15 protein-coding genes and 2 tRNA genes are annotated in these 18,767 nt (G+C 66.6%); 11 read left to right on the top strand and 6 right to left on the bottom strand.

Going from position 1 to position 18,767, the window contains the following annotated elements; translation table 11 throughout:
• Positions 1–27 precede the first annotated feature (27 nt).
• Positions 28–1,035 carry a dipeptide epimerase gene (locus B1A78_RS06895; protein WP_144037723.1) on the bottom strand — a complete coding sequence of 336 codons (1,008 nt, stop codon included), beginning with the start codon at positions 1,033–1,035 and terminating at the stop codon, positions 28–30.
• Positions 1,036–1,043: 8 nt separating this feature from the next.
• The gene (locus B1A78_RS06890; RefSeq protein WP_077146238.1) at positions 1,044–3,023 is read right to left on the bottom strand and encodes a serine hydrolase; all 1,980 of its coding nucleotides are present in this window, start codon (positions 3,021–3,023) and stop codon (positions 1,044–1,046) included.
• Between the two features lie 141 nt (positions 3,024–3,164).
• On the opposite strand from B1A78_RS06890, the gene B1A78_RS06885 reads away from it, so the two are divergent.
• Entirely contained in the window at positions 3,165–3,806 is a 642-nt protein-coding gene (locus B1A78_RS06885) for an XRE family transcriptional regulator (protein ID WP_077146237.1), read from the top strand.
• Positions 3,807–3,840: 34 nt separating this feature from the next.
• Here the strand turns inward: B1A78_RS06885 and B1A78_RS06880 are convergent.
• Positions 3,841–3,916: transfer RNA gene (locus B1A78_RS06880), tRNA-Thr, on the bottom strand.
• A gap of 136 nt (positions 3,917–4,052) precedes the next feature.
• Positions 4,053–4,139 (bottom strand) — tRNA-Leu (locus B1A78_RS06875).
• Positions 4,140–4,335: 196 nt separating this feature from the next.
• On the opposite strand from B1A78_RS06875, the gene B1A78_RS06870 reads away from it, so the two are divergent.
• The 10 genes from B1A78_RS06870 to B1A78_RS06825 all read left to right on the top strand — a co-directional run bounded on the left by B1A78_RS06870 (position 4,336) and on the right by B1A78_RS06825 (position 17,629).
• Positions 4,336–5,271 (top strand): complex I NDUFA9 subunit family protein, encoded by a 936-nt coding sequence (locus tag B1A78_RS06870; protein WP_077146236.1) that lies wholly within the window; start codon positions 4,336–4,338, stop codon positions 5,269–5,271.
• A 75-nt stretch (positions 5,272–5,346) separates the two neighbouring features.
• Entirely contained in the window at positions 5,347–6,240 is an 894-nt protein-coding gene (locus B1A78_RS06865; protein WP_077146235.1) for a hypothetical protein, read from the top strand.
• A gap of 108 nt (positions 6,241–6,348) precedes the next feature.
• Positions 6,349–7,239: a hypothetical protein gene (locus B1A78_RS06860; protein ID WP_077146234.1), complete on the top strand. Its 891-nt coding sequence runs from the start codon at positions 6,349–6,351 to the stop codon at positions 7,237–7,239.
• A 119-nt stretch (positions 7,240–7,358) separates the two neighbouring features.
• Positions 7,359–8,159, top strand: coding sequence for an undecaprenyl-diphosphate phosphatase (locus B1A78_RS06855; protein ID WP_077146233.1), 801 nt, complete (start codon positions 7,359–7,361; stop codon positions 8,157–8,159).
• Positions 8,160–8,316: 157 nt separating this feature from the next.
• Positions 8,317–9,759, top strand: coding sequence for an NAD(P)-dependent oxidoreductase (locus B1A78_RS06850; RefSeq protein ID WP_077146232.1), 1,443 nt, complete (start codon positions 8,317–8,319; stop codon positions 9,757–9,759).
• Positions 9,756–10,496, top strand: coding sequence for a hypothetical protein (locus tag B1A78_RS06845; RefSeq protein WP_144037722.1), 741 nt, complete (start codon positions 9,756–9,758; stop codon positions 10,494–10,496). Before B1A78_RS06850 ends, B1A78_RS06845 begins: the two co-directional genes overlap by 4 nt.
• Before the next feature lie 94 nt (positions 10,497–10,590).
• Positions 10,591–11,754, top strand: a complete 1,164-nt coding sequence (locus B1A78_RS06840) for a DUF2059 domain-containing protein (protein ID WP_144037721.1) — start codon at positions 10,591–10,593, stop codon at positions 11,752–11,754.
• A gap of 41 nt (positions 11,755–11,795) precedes the next feature.
• Positions 11,796–16,325 carry a glutamate synthase large subunit gene (gltB, locus tag B1A78_RS06835; RefSeq protein WP_077146229.1) on the top strand — a complete coding sequence of 1,510 codons (4,530 nt, stop codon included), beginning with the start codon at positions 11,796–11,798 and terminating at the stop codon, positions 16,323–16,325.
• 136 nt (positions 16,326–16,461) lie between these two features.
• Entirely contained in the window at positions 16,462–16,887 is a 426-nt protein-coding gene (locus tag B1A78_RS06830) for a hypothetical protein (protein WP_077146228.1), read from the top strand.
• A gap of 70 nt (positions 16,888–16,957) precedes the next feature.
• Positions 16,958–17,629: a glutathione S-transferase family protein gene (locus B1A78_RS06825; RefSeq protein WP_077146227.1), complete on the top strand. Its 672-nt coding sequence runs from the start codon at positions 16,958–16,960 to the stop codon at positions 17,627–17,629.
• 125 nt (positions 17,630–17,754) lie between these two features.
• Here B1A78_RS06825 and B1A78_RS06820 read toward each other — a convergent pair whose 3' ends face one another.
• Both B1A78_RS06820 and B1A78_RS06815 read right to left on the bottom strand, forming a co-directional pair.
• Positions 17,755–18,348, bottom strand: a complete 594-nt coding sequence (locus tag B1A78_RS06820) for a YdeI family protein (protein WP_077146226.1) — start codon at positions 18,346–18,348, stop codon at positions 17,755–17,757.
• Positions 18,345–18,767, bottom strand: a 423-nt coding sequence (locus B1A78_RS06815; protein ID WP_144037720.1) for a methyltransferase domain-containing protein, incomplete at its 5' end; no start/stop codon positions are given. The genes B1A78_RS06820 and B1A78_RS06815, both read right to left, overlap by 4 nt.

Genomic DNA, 18,767 nt, shown 5'->3' with positions numbered 1-18,767 from the left:
CAGAGAATTGTCAACCCAAATAGGACATCAAATCTCCCGACTTCCCCAGATTTCGTCGGGGCAATGGATCCGCCCGCCACGATATTCGACCCCCGGCTCGCGATCGCGCGCGAGGAAGGTCGGGCCGTCGAGATCGACGATGTCGCAAAGCTGCCCGACGAGGTACGAAGGCGCCATCGACAGGCTGGTGCCCATCATATTGCCGACCATCACGTCGAGCCCGAGCTTCTTCGCCTGCCTTGCAATCGCCAGCCCCTCGGTCAGCCCGCCGCATTTATCGAGCTTGATGTTCACGACGTCGAAGCGCCCGACAAGCGAGGCGGTATCGGCGAGCGTCAGCGCGCTTTCGTCGGCGACGAAGGGCAAGGGCCGCTTCAGCCCGTCGAGGTCGGCCTCGGCCCCGCGCTTCAACGGCTGTTCGAGCTGCGCAACGCCATTCGTCACCAGCACCGGCAGCAGGTCGCGCAGGGTCGCGATATCATAGCCCTGGTTGGCGTCGACCCCGATCCACGCCGCAGGCCGCGCCGCGCGGATCGCCTCGACGCGCGCGATATCGTCGGCGAGGTCGCCCGTCAGCTTGACCTTCACCGGCGCATCCGGATCGATCGCCAGCGCGGCGCGCGCCATCTTGCCCGGCTCGTCGGCGCCGAGCGTCAGCGTCGAAGGCAGCGGCTTGGGCGCATCGAGCCCGGCAAGCGCCCATACCGGCCGCCCCGCCTGCCTCGCCTCGAGCTCCCAATAGGCGCAGTCGAGCGCGTTGCGCGCGCCGCCCGCGGGGAGCAGCGCCTGCAAATCCGCGCGCGTCGCCCCCGCCTCGATCGCGCCGCGCACGCGCTGCGCCTCGCCAAGCATATGGTCGATATCGTCGCCGAGATAATAGACCCCCGCCCCTTCGCCGCGGCCGGCATGGGTGCCGTCGGACAGGGTGGCGACGAGCAGCGCGGTCTCGGTGAAGACATGCCCCGAAATGCGGAACGGCTGGTGATAGGGAAAGCGCTCGACCCGAAGGTCGAGCGCCAGTTTTTGCTTGCCCATGGTCGCCATCAATAGACCATGTCGAAGCCATAGAGGTGGAAGACGAGCGTCACCCACACCAGCGGCAGCGCCGCGAGCACGAGCAGCACCGCGCCGAGCTTCATCGTCCAGCGCCGCTTGTCCCTGACCGTCATCACGAGGTGCCAGACCGCGGCGATCAGCAGCCCGAAGGTCGCGATCGGGGTCAGGATGCGCAGCAGGTGAATCAGCCAGTCGAGCGGACCTCCGATGCTGCCGATATCGGCCGAGAAGGCGGCGATCAGCGCGAACCAGCCCGCTACCGCCGCAAGCACCAGCCAGGCGAACAGCCGCGACAGGCGATACGCCCGGCGCGACTTGCCGGCGAGCGCGAAGTCCGACTTGTAATGACGGCGCACCAGCGCACGCACCGGCCAGGCCAGCGCCGCAAGGGTGACGATCGCGAGCGCCAGCATCAGCGCGGGGCTCAGCCAGGCGGCGTTGGTGCCCGCCGGCGCGGGTTCGAACACCATGAAGGGCGAACCGGCGTCGAGGCTGAAGCGCGTGACCTTGCCGTCCTTGACGACCGCGGCGAGCCGCTCGTTCGTGCCCAGGTCGCGCCATACAAAGGGTTCGACCTCGACCCAGTCGCGCGCGCCGGCGCCAAGGCCGTCGAGCGCGGGGAAGGTGATCTTGCCATCCTCGGTCAGCGTGATCTGCGCCTGACCGAACAGCCCGAGCAGGCTCAGGAAATTGGTGAAGCTGCCGCGGCTGCTGACATAATGACCGACCATCATCTGCGCATGCGCCTTGGCGGTCTTGGCATCGACGGTGCCGGGCTTTTCGGTGCCGGGCAGATAGCGGTCGGCGAATTTATGGAACAAGGCGCTGCGCACCGCGCCCGCATCGCCCGCCTGCCCCGGCGCGTTCATCGAGATATAGAGGCCGATGTCGCTATCGGGGAACAGCCACAGATAGGAATGGAACCACACGGTGTCGCCGCCATGCGCGATCGCGCGGTGGCCGTTGACCCATTGTTCGTAGAAACCGAGCGCCATGCTGTTGAGCGGACCGACGCCGGGCGCCTTATAATCATGCATCATCGCGGTGGTTTCGGGCTTCATCAGCCCGGCGCCGTCATTGAGCTGCGCGATCATGAACTTGCCCATGTCGGCGCCCGATGCCGACAGGCTCCCCGCGGGTGCGGGGATCACCATTTCGAACGGCTGCGCCTTGCCCGTGACGTTCGGATAGCCCTTCGACATATGCGGCGCGAGGTTCGCGGGCAGCGGCTGGCGGAACGAGCTGTGCGCCATGCCGAGCGGCTGGAAGATATGCTTCTCGACATAGGAGTCGAAATCCTCGCCGCTCGTCCGTTCGACGATATAGCCCGCGAGCGCGGTGGCATAGTTCGAATAGGCCGGCGTCGTCCCCGGTGCGAACACCCGCTCGGGCAGCGCCAGCGGCATCTGCTTCTTCAGCGTCATCACCGCCTTGGGATCGCTGCTGATCAGGTAACGCACCGATTCCTCGAAGCCCGCGGTGTGCGTCATGATGTTGCGCATCGTGATCGGCTTGCCCTGATAGGCGGGAATCTTGAAATCGAGATAGGTGTTGACGTCCTTGTCGAGGTCGATCTTGCCCGCCTCGACCTGCTGCATCACCGCGGTCCAGGTGAAGAGCTTCGACACCGAACCCGGACGGAAGAGCGTCGTTTCGGGCAGTACCGGCGCGCGCTTGGCGACATCGGAGAAACCATAGCCCTTCTCGAGCACGACCTGGCCGTCCTTGACGACGACGACGACCGCCCCCGGAATGCGTCCGCGCTCGAGCGCATAGGGAAGATAGCCGTCGAGCCAGGCTTCGAGGTCGGCCTTGTCGAGCGCGACCGGCGCAGCCGCGGTCTTCGCCACCGGCGCCGCGGGCGCCTCGACCTTCTTGGCGGGCGGTGCCACCACCGGCCCCTGCGCCATCAACGGCACCGCCGCGAGCGCGGCCAGTCCGATCATCAGCTTGCGAATACCACGCATTCCGACCTCCCTTTTTCCAGGCGCCTCACTTAACCTTGCAGCGAGCCGCGCGACCCCTTACCAAGGAACCAACTTCTGTTAGCCCAATAGGGACATAATGATCCTGATTAGAAAATTGTCAAACGGCTTGTGGCAGCGCTGATGGCGAACCGGACCAAACCCCCGACGCTCGGCGAGGTGATGCGCGGCATCCGCGCGCGAAATCGCTGGACGCTCAAGGAGATGAGCGCGAAGTCGGGCATCCCCGTATCGACGCTGTCGAAGGTCGAGCACGACCGGCTGACCTTGAGCTACGACAAGCTCCAGCAGCTCAGCCAGCGGCTGAACCTGCGCATGTCGGACCTCTTCGCCGAAGATGCCGAGGACAGCGCCCCGCGCCCGACCGGACGGCGCAGCGTCGGGACGATCGACAATGCGGTGCGCGTCACCACCGACAATTACGACTATCATTATCTCTGCACCGACCTGCGCCAGAAGCGCATGATCCCGATCCTGACCCGCATCCGCGCGCACAGCGCGACCGAATTCGGCGAACTCGTCCATCATCAGGGCGAGGAATTCATCTATGTCATCGAGGGGCGGATGGCGGTCCACACCGAATATTACGACCCGATCATCCTCGAGGTCGGCCAGGGCATCTATCTCGATTCGTCGATGGGCCACGCCTATGTCGTCGCCGAAGGTTGCGACGAGGCGCTGGTGCTCGGCGTCTGCTCGAGCGCCGACGACGGGCTGATGGATTCGCTGATGAGCCTCCACGGCGACGGCGAAGGCGGGCTCTAGGGAGGCGCCGGAGATTGTACGGAGAGGGAGGAAGTGGTGCCGCTTACAGGACTCGAACCTGTGACCCCATCATTACGAATGATGTGCTCTACCAACTGAGCTAAAGCGGCAACGAGGGGCGCCTCTATCAGCGTGTCGGGGCGAAAACAAGCGCCAAGCCCGGACATGCAAAATTTGCGGCGTCGCAACGAAGAAAATGGATATATTCCCGATGGTTAGTGGCATATCGCCGCCGCCATCAGAAAATGGTGCCCAGAAGAGGACTCGAACCTCCACGACCTTGCGATCGCCAGCACCTGAAGCTGGTGCGTCTACCAATTCCGCCATCTGGGCACGGGGTAGGAGCGGGCGCTTAGCGGCGGGGCGGGCGGCTTGTCAACAAGGCTGCGACCATCGCCATGCATTTTATCGCCAGGCCCGCGCTTTTCGGTGCGGCGCGCACGCTCGCCCCTTGCCCGCCCGGGCGCTTCGCGGCATGGGGAGCCGGGCGGCACGGGGTGCCGCGACAGAATCATCACGGGCAAAAGCGATGCGAAATCTCGACGGACAATTGATCACGGTGCTCGGCGGCGGCGGCTTCATCGGCCGCTATGTCGTCCAGAAACTGCTCGCGCGCGGCGCGCGCGTCCGCATCGCCGAGCGCGAACCGCGCAAGGCGTTGTTCCTGAAGCCGCTGGGCGGGCTCGGCCAGACGCAGTTCGTCGCCGCCGACGTCCGCGACGCGGCGAGCGTCGCGCGCGCGGTCCAGGGCAGCGACGCGGTGATCAACCTCGTCGGCAGCTTCGACGATATGCAGGCGGTCCATGCGACCGGCGCAGCCAATATCGGCGCCGCTGCGGCCGCGGCGGGCATCGCGACGCTCGTCCATGTCTCGGCGATCGGCGCCGACGGCGACGCCGCCTCGGCCTATGGCCGCAGCAAGGGCGACGGCGAAGCGACGGTCCGCGCCGCCTTCCCCGCCGCGACGATCCTGCGCCCCTCGATCGTCTTCGGGCGCGAGGACAAGTTCATCAATCGCTTCGCGGGCCTGATCCGCATGTTCCCGGTGATCCCGGTGATCGCACCCAATGCGAAGTTCCAGCCCATCCATGTCGCCGATGTCGCCGACGCGGTGGTCGCGGCGCTCGATGCGGCGCCGGGCAGCCTGTTCGAACTCGGCGGACCGCAGGTGCTGACGATGGGCGAGCTGCAGCGCTGGATCGCCGACGCGACCGGTCGCAGCCCGCTGTTCGTCGATGTCCCCGACGTCGTCGGTTCGGCGCTCGCGACCGGCCTCGGCTGGGCACCCGGCGCACCGATCACCAAGGACCAGTGGCTGATGCTCCAGCGCGATAATGTCGTCGCGGCGGACGCCGCGGGCCTCGCCGACCTTGGCATCGTGCCGGCGTCGCTGGCGTCGGTCGCCGACGGCTGGCTCGTCCAGTACCGCCGCAACGGCCGCTTCGCCGAACTCGCCGCGCGCTGATCGCGGCTTTCCCCTCGCCTCGGGCAGCCGGACCTGCAACGATGGCGCCGGGGACAGAAATGAGGAGCGCCTGCCATGCGGAATCGGGTTGTGACGGCGGCGGCCATCGCCGCCATGACGCTGACGGACATGGCGCCGGCCCATGCGATGCCGCTGCCTCAGGACAAGGCCGAGCGCGCGACGCTGTGCAGCCGCGCGGCGCTGGTCCATGCAAGCCACGGTGAAAATGCCGACCCGACCGAACGCGACCGTCGCGACGGCTTGCTGCGCTCGACGATCGACGCCACCGGATATTTCGACGCGGTCGGCCTCGACGAAGAGGCCGGTTTCGCCCGGCTTGCCGAAAGCGGGGAAATCCAGCAGATCGCTTATGAGGGCAATTGGCTGACCACACTCAACGCATGCAAGCAGGCCTATAGCCTCGGCGCGGCCGAACCCGTCGCGCGATTGCCGACCGATCCCGCCGATCGCCCCGCGGCCTGCGGCGCCGTCGCGCTCGTCCGCGCGGTCGGCGCGGCGGGGGGCGATGCCGAAGCCGCCTCGCAGGGCGTGATGCGCGATCCCCAATCGGCCTATTTCCAGCTCTTCGCGGTCTTCCGGGCGGGCGATCAGGACAAGGCCGACGCCGCGATGTCGCGCCAGATCGATTGGGCGGTCACCACCGGCAGCATCGACGCGCTGACGCAGCAATGCCTCGAGGCCTTTCCCGCCGCCGGCCGCTTCGTGCCCGCCCCGCTCCCGGCGGATCGCGGTACCGCGGGCGCCGCCTGCGCGTTCAACGCGGGCGTGTTCATCGGCCTCGGTGGCGCCGCGGGTGAACGGGCGAAGCGTTTGGAAGAGAAATTGCGCGCGATCGAAACGACCTTCGCCCCCGCGCTTGTCGACAGCAACGCGAAACTGATCGAACAGGCGCTGACGCTGGGACCGCCATTCGACATACTCGCCGCGTGCGAGGCGCGCTTCGGCTAATTCGGCCGGGCGGTCGGATCCCCGCCCCCGCCGCCTCCCCTCCTCTGGCGCGGCCAGGAAAAGCTGCTAGATTCGGGGCGGGTCGCTTCTGCTTTGCGGGGGTGTAGGATGAAATATGGGGGGACGACCGCGCTGCTGACGGCAGCGCTGGTTCTGGCGGGCTGCGACAACACGCCGGCCGATTTGCACGGATTGCCGAAGGACGACGCCGAGCGCGCAACGCTGTGCGGACGCGCGGCGGTGGCCTATGCCGCCGCCGGCGCGGGCACGCCTGCGCCCGAGGCTCAGCGGCGCCAGGACCTGCTCAAGACGGTCATCGAGGAAACCGGCTTTGTCAGCGCCACGGGGCTCGACGACACCAAGGCCCAGGCGCTGCTCGGCGACATCGGCGACACGCTGAAGGGCGGCAACTGGCTGGGCACGCTCAATCAGTGCAAGGCAGCCTATGCGCTCGGGGATCCCGAACCGCTGCCCGAACTGCCCGACGATCCGAAAGAAAAACCCGCCGCCTGCGCCGCGGTCGCGGTCGCGTCGGCATTTCGCGACGGGTCGGGCGACCTCGCCGCGCTCCAGAAACAGGTGCTCACCAATCCGCAATCGGCCTATTTCCTGATCGCCGCGGCTAACGAGGACGGCGGCATGGCGGCGGCGCAGAACGCGATGGTGAGCAAAGTCGAATGGGCGATTTCGTCGGGGGCGGTCGGACCGCTGACCGAAGCCTGCGTCAAACAATATCCCAAGGCGGCGGCGACCACCGTAGTGACCTTGCCGGCCGACGAAGGACAGGCCGTGGCCGCTTGCGGTTTCAATGCCGGGCTGCTCGGGTCGCTCGACGGCGAACAGGGGGCGATGGCCAAGGCGGTATCCAGGAAGCTGCAGCACGGCAATGCGGCACCCGACGTCGCGCTTGCCAACGACTCGCGGAAGCTGCTCGCGCTGGCGCTCGACCTCGGCCCGCCCGCCAATGTGCTCAAGGCGTGCGACGCGCGGTTCAAATAGCCGCTGGCCAAGCTTCGCCCCGCGCCTTAGGGCAAGGGGCAGGACGGGGGCGTCCGACATCGGTCGGGCGCCCCCTTCCCTTTATCGGCCCTCTCATCGCAGGTTAGTCGCAGCATCCCATGAACGAAATCATGACCGCCATCATCCTCGGCATCGTCGAGGGGTTGACCGAATTCCTGCCCGTGTCGTCGACCGGCCACCTGATCCTCGCGACCGAGTTGCTCGGCTATGACGCGGCGCGCTGGGCGATTTTCAACATCGCGATCCAGCCCGGCGCGATCCTCGCGATCGTCGTCCTCTACCGCAAGCTCTTCTGGGACATGTTCACCGGGCTGTTCCGCCGCGATCCGGTCGCGATCGCCTTCGTCCGCAACCTGCTGCTCGCCTTTTTCCCTGCGGTGATCCTCGGCCTCGCGCTCGGCGACTATATCGAGTTGCTGCTCGAAAATGCCGTCGTCGTCGCCTGGGCGCTGATTGTCGGCGGTTTCGCGATCCTGCTCGTCGAACGCTACGCCAAGCCGAAGGAAAGCGGCGGTGTCGCCAATCTGACGGTGCGGCAGTCGATCCTCGTCGGGCTGGTCCAGTGCATCGCGATGATCCCGGGGGTCAGCCGCTCGGGCGCGACGATCTGCGGCGCGATGTCGCTGGGGGTCGACCGCAAGACCGCCGCCGAGTTCAGCTTCTTTCTCGCGCTGCCGACACTGACCGGCGCGACCGCGATGCAATTGTTCAAGCATCGCGACGTCATCTCCTCGAACGACCTCGGCCTGATCGGCCTCGGGGCGTTCGTGTCCTTCATCGTCGCCTGGGCGGTGATCAAGGCCTTCCTCGCGGTGGTGACGCGCTACGGCTTCACGCCCTTCGCCTGGTACCGAATCATCGTAGGCGCCGCCGCATTGCTGTGGCTCACCGCCAGATAGGACCGAACCGGACCTTTTAATGAAAGATAGTTGCGCGGGAGACTTTTTCCGCCCTTTCGCCTACGGAATATAGGTCATATATACTGACCTAATGCGCATTTCTTTCGTGACATCGCGGTTTTGAGCATGCAATCGGCCCCGACGAAGGGGAATTTGCATGGCTTCCGATCGCATGCTCCAATTTGTGGGGCGTGACCAAAATTATCCCGACAAGCGCTCGGCCGAAGAGCGCGCGCAGGATTTCCGCGAAATCGCCGAGCGCTACGCGGCGCCCGACGCCGACGAACAGGCGTCGCGCTGCTCGCAGTGCGGCGTGCCCTATTGCTCGGTGCATTGCCCGCTGCACAACCATATCCCCGACTGGCTGCGGCTGACCGCCGAAGGCCGGTTGCGCGAAGCCTATGAGCTCAGCAACGCGACCTCGACGATGCCCGAGATCTGCGGCCGCATCTGCCCGCAGGATCGCCTGTGCGAAGGCAATTGCGTCATCGAATTTTCGGGCCACGGCGCGGTGACGATCGGCAGTGTCGAGAAATATATCACCGACACCGCCTGGGCCGAAGGCTGGGTCGAACCCGTCCATCCAGGCAAGCCGACCGGCCAGTCGGTCGGCATCATCGGCGCCGGCCCCGCGGGCCTCACCGCCGCCGAATATCTGCGCGTCGCAGGGCACGAAGTCCATGTCTACGACCGCCACGACCGCGCCGGCGGCCTGCTCACCTATGGCATCCCGGGCTTCAAGCTCGAGAAGGATGTCGTGATGCGCCGCGTCGAGCGGCTCAAAGCGGGCGGCATCCATTTCCATCTGGGGTTTGAGGTCGGCGCCGACGCGACGCTCGACGAACTGCGCCAGAAGCATGACGCGATCCTGATCGCGACCGGCGTCTACAAGGCGCGCGAGATCGCCGTTCCCGGCAATAGCGCCGCCGGCGTCATCGCCGCGCTCGACTATCTGATCGCCTCGAACCGCAAGGGCTTCGGCGACACCGTCGCGGCGTTCGACGACGGCAGCCTGAATGCCGAGGGCAAGCATGTCGTCGTCATCGGCGGCGGCGACACCGCGATGGACTGCGTCCGCACCGCGGTGCGCCAAGGCGCGAAGTCGGTGAAGTGCCTCTATCGCCGCGACCGCGAGAATATGCCGGGCTCGCAGCGCGAGGTCGCCAATGCCGAGGAGGAAGGCGTCGAGTTCGTCTGGCTCTCGGCACCCGAAAGCTTCACCGCCGACAGCCATGTCAAGCAGGTCGCGGTCGCGGGCATGCGCCTCGGCGCCCCCGACGCGAGCGGCCGCCGCAGCCCCGAGCCCGACCCGGGCCGCCGGTTCGACGTCCCCGCCGACATGGTGATCAAGGCTTTGGGCTTCGATCCCGAGGAGTTGCCGCACCTGTTCGGCGCCCCCGACCTCAGCGTCACGCGCTGGGGGACGCTGCGCGTCGATCACCAGACGATGATGACCAGCCTGCCCGGCGTCTTTGCAGCGGGCGACATCGTGCGCGGCGCCAGCCTGGTCGTGTGGGGCATCCGCGACGGCCGCGACGTCAGCGACCAGATGGCGACATGGTTGAAGGCGAAGGCGCGCAGCGAACGGCACGCGGCATGACGGTTCGCGCAGCCCTCGCCCTGGCGCTTGCCACGGCGCTCGCTGGCGGTCCGGCGGCAGCGCAGTCCGACGTCGCGGCCGCGCCGTCCGGGCCGCGGTATCAGGCCGCCTACACGCTGGCGCAGGAACTGCGCGACGAAAAGTCGGTCATGCTCGAAGTGTCGCGCGCGTTCGAAGGCGATTCCCTTGCCCTCGTTGCGCAAAATCCCGAACTCGCGGAAATCGAGAAACAATATCCCGGCGCCCTCGCCCATATGTTCGACGCGGCCCGCCCCGAAGTCGAACGCCACATCGTGGCGAGCCTGCCCCGGTTGTGGAGCGCGATCGCAACGCTGCTGTCCGCCGAACTGACCTCCGCCGAAATCGAGGCGGCAAGAGCCTATTATGCCTCGCCGTCGGGGAAAAACCTCAAGGCGGCGATGCTGCGCAACTATGACGTGACGCAGGAAATTGCGCCGCTGGCCAAGAACCTCGACGCCAAACTCGAACCGTCGATGATCCGGCGCGGCATAGAGAGCGGCGCGCAAGACGCCTTTGGCGAGCTGTCGGCCGCGGACAAGGCCGCCTTGATGCGCTTTGCCGGCACCCCGGCCTTCGCGAAGATCCGGACGCTCAACCAGCGGCTGCTTCAGATCTCCGCCGACTGGAGCAATACCGCCGACCCCGAATTCGAGGCGCGGATGGCGACGCTGATGGCCACGGCGATGGAGGAATTCATCGCAGGGAAAACGCCATGACGATCGGCCTGGTCACCGGGCTGTCGAAACGATTGGAAACGGACGCGAAAATGCGAAAGAACACGGCATGACCAACAGGGGAAGGAATCAATCTATGTCGACGTTCAAGGCCATGCTGCTCGCTGGCGCGATGGCGCTCACCCCGCTTGCCGCCCACGCCGCCGCGCCCAAGGAAGCGCCCGTTGCCGAGATCGTGGCCGCCGACGCCGCGAATGACAGCATGACGTCCGAACAGGCGCTCGCCGGCGCCAAGGCCAAGATGCAGGAGGAAATGGACAAGGCCATTGCGATGGTCGAAAAACTCTTCGGCACCAAGGACCTGCCGCCGGTCGACCCCGCGCGCCTCGCGCTCGCGCAAAAGACCACCGCGGCGCTGATTCCGCCGGGCAGCCTCGAGAAGATGCTCGACAATCTCTATGGCAAGATGTTCGAAACCTTCCTCGAAGAGATGGGCGGCACCTCGGACCTGTCGCTCTCGATCAAGACCGGCGTCGACAGCGAGACGATCGCCGCGCTCGATGCCGACACCAAGAAAGCCGTCGCCGACGTCTTCGACCCCTATCGCAAGCAGCGCGACGACCAGATGATCAAGGTCATCCGGCCGCTGATCAGCGAGTTCCTCACCGACCTCGAACCCTCGATGCGCGACGGGCTCGCCCATGCCTATGCGCGCAAATTGACCGCGGCGCAGCTGACCGAGCTCAACACCTTTTTCGCTACCCCGACGGGCAGCGTCTATGCCGCCGAGTCGATGGCGCTCGGCGCCGATCCCCAGGTGATGGTGACGATGCTCAAGGCGATGCCGCCGGTGATCAGCAAGTTCATCGACAAGGGCCCGACGCTCGAAAAGCAGTTCAAGGACCTGCCCAAGGAAAAGTCGCTCACCGACATGACCGACGCCGACCTGGCCAAGCTCGCCAAGCTGATGAAGGTCGACGTCAAGGTCCTCAAGGACCAGCGCGACATGTGGAACGGCATGGGCGACGACACGGTCGCGGCCGAGGCCGCTGACGACTGGGGCAGCGATGACGCCGCGATGGGCGCCGCCGATGCCGCCGCGGCAGCCGCCGACGCGGCCGCCGACGGCGATTATGCCGGCTACGACCGCAGCAACTGGACCGACGCCGACCGCGAAAAGGTCGAGGCGCTCGAAGCCGCCGCGAGCGAAGCCAATGCCGCGGCCTATCAGGCCGAAGCCGACGCGGCCGCCAAGGCCCGCAAGAAGCTCGGCCTGCCCGAACCCGACACCGCCGAATAGGGGCCGCACAGGCGCCGATACTATCCGTCAGGACTGCAACGATGACCCACTACCCCACCCCCGAACATGCCCGGCTCGAAGCCGAGGGCATGTACCGTCCGGACCTCGAATCCGATGCCTGCGGCGTCGGCATGGTCGCCGCGACCGACGGCAAGGCCTCGCGCCGCGTCGTCGAGGCGGCGATCGAGGCGCTGCGTGCCGTGTGGCACCGCGGCGCGGTCGACGCCGACGGCAAGACCGGGGATGGGGCGGGCATCCATGTCGACCTGCCGGTCCGCTTCTTCGACGATGCCATCGCGGCATCGGGGCATAAGGCGTTACCCAACCGCCTCGCGGTCGGCATGATCTTCCTGCCGCGCACCGATCTTGATGCGCAGGAACATTGCCGCACGATCGTCGAATCCGAAATCATCGACGCCGGCTACACCATCTATGGCTGGCGCCAGGTCCCCGTCGACGTGTCGGTCATCGGCGACAAGGCACAGCGCACGCGCCCCGAGATCGAGCAGATCATGATCGCCGGGCCGTTGCCCGACGCCCAGTCGCTCGCCGAGTTCGAAAAGCGCCTCTACCTCGTCCGCCGCCGGATCGAGAAAAAGGTCATCGCCGCGCAGATCGCCGATTTCTATATCTGCAGCCTGTCGGCGCGCTCGATCATCTACAAGGGGCTGTTCCTCGCCGAAAGCCTCGCCGATTTCTATCCCGACCTGACGAACAAATTGTTCGAAAGCCGCGTCGCGATCTTCCACCAGCGCTATTCGACCAACACCTTCCCGCAATGGTGGCTGGCGCAGCCGTTCCGCTGCCTCGCGCATAATGGCGAGATCAACACGATCCGCGGCAACAAGAACTGGATGAAGAGCCACGAGATCAAGATGGCGAGCCTCGCCTTCGGCGAGCATTCGGAAGATATCAAGCCGGTGATCCCCGCGGGCGCGTCGGACACCGCCGCGCTCGACGCGGTGTTCGAGGCGCTGTGCCGCGCCGGCCGCGACGCGCCGACGAGCAAGCTGATCCTCGTTCCCGAAGCGTGGAACAACGAGGCCGAAATGCCCGACAGCCACCGCGCGATGTATAATTACCTCGCCAGCGTCATGGAGCCGTGGGACGGCCCCGCCGCGCTCGCGATGACCGACGGCCGCTGGGCGGTCGCGGGCATGGACCGCAACGCGCTGCGCCCGCTGCGCTACACGCTCACCGTCGACAATCTGCTCGTCGTCGGCTCCGAAAGCGGCATGGTGCTGCTGCCCGAGGCAAGCATCCGCAAGAAGGGCCGCCTCGGCCCCGGACAGATGATCGCGGTCGACCTCGACGAAGGCACGCTCTACGAAGATCGCGCGATCAAGGACAAGATCGCCGGCGCGCACGACTATGCATCGCGCGTGAAGGGCTTCCGCGCGATGGCCGACCTGCCCAAGGGCGGCAAATCGACGCTGCCGACCTTCGACCGTAGCGAGCTGCTGCGCCGCCAGGTCGCCGCCGGCCTCACCATGGAGGATATGGAGCTGATCCTGTCGCCGATGGTCGAGGATGCGAAGGAAGCGATCGGATCGATGGGCGACGACACGCCGCTCGCGGTGATCTCCGACAAGCCGCGCCATGTCGCGCAATTCTTCCGCCAGAATTTCAGCCAAGTCACCAACCCGCCGATCGACAGCTTGCGCGAACGGCATGTGATGAGCCTCAAGACGCGCTTCGCCAACCTCGCCAACATCCTCGATGAAAAGGGCCAGAGCGATCATGTCCTCGTCATCGACAGCCCCGTGCTCGTCGGCGACGACTGGGACCGGCTGCGCGCCTATTTCGGCGACGCCGTCGCCGACATCGATTGCACCTTCGCCGCCGGCGGCAACCACCAGACGCTGCGCGACGCGATCGCGCGCGTCCGCAAGGAGGCCGAGGATGCGGTCCGGGCGGGGCGCAGCGAGCTGTTCCTGTCCGATGAAAAGATCGGCGAAGGCCGCGTCGGCGTCGCGATGGTGCTCGCCGCCGCCGCCGTCCACACCCATCTCGTGAGAAAAGGCCTGCGCAGCTACGCCTCGATCAACGTCCGCTCGGCCGAGGTGCTCGACACCCACGCCTTCGCGGTGCTGATCGGCGTCGGCGCGACGACGGTTCAGGCCTATCTGTCCGAAGCCGCGATCGCCGACCGCCACGCGCGCGGGCTGTTCGGCAGCGAACTGACGCTCGACGACTGCCGCCTGCGCTTCCGCAAGGCGATCGACGACGGGCTCTTGAAAATCCTCGCCAAGATGGGGATCGCGGTGATCTCCTCCTATCGCGGCGGCTATAATTTCGAGGCGGTGGGCCTCAGCCGCGCGCTCGTCAACGATCTCTTCCCCGGCATGCCGGCCAAGATCTCGGGCGAGGGCTATCAGTCGCTCTTCATCAACGCGACCGAGAAGCACGAGGCGGCGTTCGACAAGCGCGTCACCACCCTGCCCATCGGCGGCTTCTATCGCCAGCGCGCGGGCGGCGAAACGCACGCCTATTCGGCGCAGTTGATGCACCTGCTGCAGACCGCAGTCGCGACCGACAGCTATTCGACCTATCTGCAATTCGCGCGCGGCGTCGCCGACCTGCCGCCGGTGTATCTGCGCGACCTGATGGAGTTCAATTACCCGGCGCAAGGCGTCGCGCTCGACAGCGTCGAGGCGATAACCGAGATCCGCAAGCGCTTCGTCACCCCCGGCATGTCGCTCGGCGCGCTCTCGCCCGAGGCGCATGAGACGCTGGCGATCGCGATGAACCGCATCGGCGCCAAGGCCGTTTCCGGCGAAGGCGGCGAAGCGAGCGAACGCTACCAGCCCTATGCCAATGGCGACAATGCCAACAGCAATATCAAGCAGATCGCGTCGGGCCGCTTCGGCGTCACCGCCGAATATCTCGGCGCCTGCGACGAGATCGAGATCAAGGTCGCACAGGGCGCCAAGCCCGGCGAGGGCGGTCAGCTTCCGGGCTTCAAGGTCACCGAGTTCATCGCGCGGCTGCGTCACTCGACCCCGGGTGTGATGCTCATCTCGCCGCCGCCGCACCACGACATCTATTCGATCGAGGATCTCGCGCAGCTCATCTACGACCTCAAGCAGATCAACCCCAAGGCGCGCGTCTGTGTGAAGCTCGTCAGCTCGGCGGGCATCGGCACCGTGGCGGCGGGCGTCGCCAAGGCGCATGCCGACGTCATCCTCGTCTCGGGCAACACCGGCGGCACCGGCGCGTCGCCGCAGACCAGCGTCAAATATGCCGGCACGCCATGGGAAATGGGGCTCAGCGAGGTTAACCAGGTCCTCACCCTCAACGGGCTGCGCCACCGTATCCGCCTGCGCACCGACGGCGGGCTCAAGACCGGGCGCGATATCGTCATCGCGGCGATCCTCGGCGCCGAGGAATATGGCATCGGGACGCTCAGCCTCGTCGCGATGGGCTGCATCATGGTGCGCCAGTGCCACTCGAACACCTGCCCCGTCGGCGTCTGCACGCAGGACGAAAAGATGCGTGCGAAGTTCACCGGCAGCCCCGAGAAGGTCATCAACCTGATGACCTTCATCGCCGAGGAAGTCCGCGAGATTCTGGCGAAGCTCGGTTACCGCAGCCTCGACGAGGTGATCGGCCGCACCGAATTGCTGCGCCAGGTCAGCCGCGGCGCCGAGCATCTCGACGACCTCGACCTGAACCCGATCCTCGCCAAGGTCGATGCCCCCGACGAGCATCGCCGCTCGGCGGGGCCGAGCTTCCGCAACCCGGTGCCCGACAGCCTCGACGCGCAGATATTGAGCGACGCCAAGCCGCTGTTCGAACGCGGCGAGCGCATGCAGCTCACCTATAATGTCCGCAACACCCACCGCGCCGTCGGCACCCGCCTGTCGGCCGAGGTCACCGCGCGCTTCGGGATGAAGGGGCTCGCCGACAACCATGTCCAGGTCCGCCTGCGCGGCACCGCGGGCCAGTCGCTCGGCGCCTTCCTGTGTCAGGGCATCAGCCTCGAAGTGTTCGGCGACGCCAACGACTATGTCGGCAAGGGGCTGTCGGGCGGCCGCATCATCGTGCGCCCGACCGTGTCGAGTCCGCTGGTCAGCCAGCACAACACGATCGTCGGCAACACCGTCCTCTATGGCGCGACCGCGGGTACCCTGCTCGCGGCGGGCCAGGCGGGCGAGCGCTTCGCGGTCCGCAACTCGGGCGCCAATGTCGTCGTCGAGGGCTGTGGCGCCAACGGGCTCGAATATATGACCGGCGGCATCGCGGTGATCCTCGGCTCGGTCGGCTCGAACTTCGGCGCCGGCATGACCGGCGGCATGGCCTTCGTGCTCGACGCCGACGATCATTTCGAACGCCGCGCCAACCCCGAATCGATCATCTGGCAGCGTATCGAAAGCAGCCATTGGGAAGGCGTACTGAAAGCGCTGGTCGAGGATCATGCCAAGGCCACCGGCAGCAAATGGTCGAACGAGATCCTCGCCGACTGGGACCGCTGGCTGGGCCAGTTCTGGCAGGTGTGCCCCAAGGAAATGGTCAGCCGCCTCGCGCACCCGCTGCGCGACGAAGCCATGGCGGTGGTCGCGGCGGAATAGCGGCTTGTCGCGGCGATGCGGCACCCTGCCGCATCGCATATCGGCGTTCAGCCCAGCGAAAGCGTGGTGTCTTTAGGCATCGTGCTTTCGCTGACCCCTTCGCTGCCCACACGTCATTTCCCGAAAGGAGGATGCCATGCGCCGCCTCACCATGTTCGCCCTGCCCCTGCTCGTCCTCGCCGCGCCGTTCCCGGCGCAGGCCGCCGATGTGCGCGATGCCGCCGAAGCGCTCACCGATCCGGTCGAAACCGACCGCATGGCCGACACCGTCACCGTGCTCGTCGATGCGATCATGCGCACCAACATCGGCCCGCTCGCCGAGGCGATCGCCCGCGTCGATCCGGACTCGTCGGCCGCTTCCATCCCCTATGATGCAACTTTGGGCGAGGTGACGGGCAGCGATCCCGACGCCGGCCGCCGCATGGGCGACGACGTCCGCGCGACCTCGCGCATGGCGGGCCATCTCGCCACCGCGGCGGCAGCTTATGCCCCGGTTCTCAAGGACATGGCCCGCGATCTCGCCGCGCAGTGGCAGCGCGAACGCGACGAAGCCCGCCGCTGATCCACAGGAGTTCGCGCCGCATCGCACCATAGTGTTGCGCGGCGCGGCCCCCTGCCGCTATGCCCACGCTATGTGGCAACTTTACCAATATCCGCTCTGCCCCTTCTCCCGCAAAATCCGCCTGCTCCTCGGCGAAAAGGGCGTCGGTTACGATCTGGTGCGCGAATCGCCGTGGGAACGCCGCGACGAATTCATCGACATCAACCCCGCCGGGCGCACCCCGGTGATGGTCGACAATGCGCGCGGACAGGTGCTGATCGACAGCATGGCGATCGCCGAATATTTCGAGGAGACCGTCGAGGGCAAGGCGATGATCAACGGCACCGCCGCCAACCGCGCCGAAATCCGCCGTCTCTCGGCGTGGTTCGACCAGGATTTCTATTATGAGGTCACCGGACCTTTGCTGTTCGAACGCATGCAGAAACGCATCGTCCACCGCCAGCCCCCCGACGGCGGCGCGCTGCGCGAGGCGATGAAGGCCGCGAACCAGCATCTCGACTATGTCGATTACCTGATCGACCACCGCACCTGGCTCGCCGGCGCGACGATGAGCCTCGCCGACCTGACCGCCGCCGCGCATATCTCGGTCGCCGACTATCTCGGCGGCATCGACTGGACCGGCCACGAACAGACCAAAGGCTGGTATTCGGGCCTCAAGTCGCGCCCCAGCTTTCGCCCGCTGCTCGCCGAACGGATGGAAATCGTGACGCCGCCGAAATATTATGAGGACGTCGACTTTTGACGCGCCACGGAATGCGAAGCGTTCCGAAGCGTCACCCCCCGCGAAGGCGGGGGTCTCTGGAAAGCTTGCACTACATCGCTGCGTAACCCGGTAACGGCCCCCGCCTTCGCGGGAGCGACGCTTGCTCAGCAGCTTTTATATTTCCAATTCCGGTCCTTGCCCTCGGCGACCTGCGCGACGATCGTTTCGATGCGCTTGACGCGCGTCTCCTCGCGCTTCGCCTCGAGCACCCATTCGATGTAGTCGCGCCGCTTGCCGGGCGAGAAAGCATCCCAATGCGCCTGCGCCGCGACATTGGCCTTGAGCGCCGCGCCCAGATCTTCGGGTAGCTCCAGCACCGCCTTGGGTTTCGGTGCCGCCCGCTTGGGCTTGCCCTCGGCACACAGCGCCGCCGCCTTGGCGATATAGCCCGCCATCACCTCGTCCGACGGCAAATCGGCCAGCGTCGCGAGCCGCCCCATGCTCCCCATCGCGCCGGTGTCGCGCGGCGAGCCGGTCACCTCCTCGTCGCGCCAGAAGCCGAAGGTCGCATGGCCCTTGAACGCGGCCATGCCCGCAAGATTCTGCCCGCCCAGCGTGAAATGCGGCACGCCCCATTTCAGCGTCTCTTCGGTACCCGGCGCATGTTTGTGCACCAGCTCGCGCAAATGGGTCAGGATCGGCTGCGCGAACGGCTGGCGCACGGCGATATAGGCATCGACGCGCGGGTCGCGGTTCATCCCGGCCACCGCGCGGTGACGAGATAGTTCAGCGCCTCGCTGCCGCCGAGCTTGAAACCCTTCGCCGCCGACGGCGACAAGCCGGTGCGGTCGATGACCTCGAGCCCCGCATCCTCGAGCAACCTGGTCAGTTCCTCGGGCTTCAAAAACTGGTCCCAGTCGTGCGTCCCGCGCGGCACCGCACCGACACGTTCGGCCGCCTCGACCAGCAGCAGCTTCGACAGGGCAGTCCGGTTGGGCGTCGACAGGATCATCAGCCCGCCCGGCGCGAGCCGCGCCGCGAGCTCGCCGATAAACAACGCGGGATCGGTGACATGCTCGACGACTTCCATCGAGGTGACGAGGTCAAAGCGCGCCGCCGGCAGCGCCGCCAGTTCGCCCGCGAAGTAATCGATCGCCAGCCCCTGCCCCGCCGCATG

This window comes from Sphingopyxis sp. KK2 (assembly GCF_001990265.1).
GTDB lineage: Bacteria > Pseudomonadota > Alphaproteobacteria > Sphingomonadales > Sphingomonadaceae > Sphingopyxis.
The sequence above is the reverse complement of the archived record's forward strand: the minus strand, read 5'-3'. Positions and strand labels throughout refer to the sequence as shown.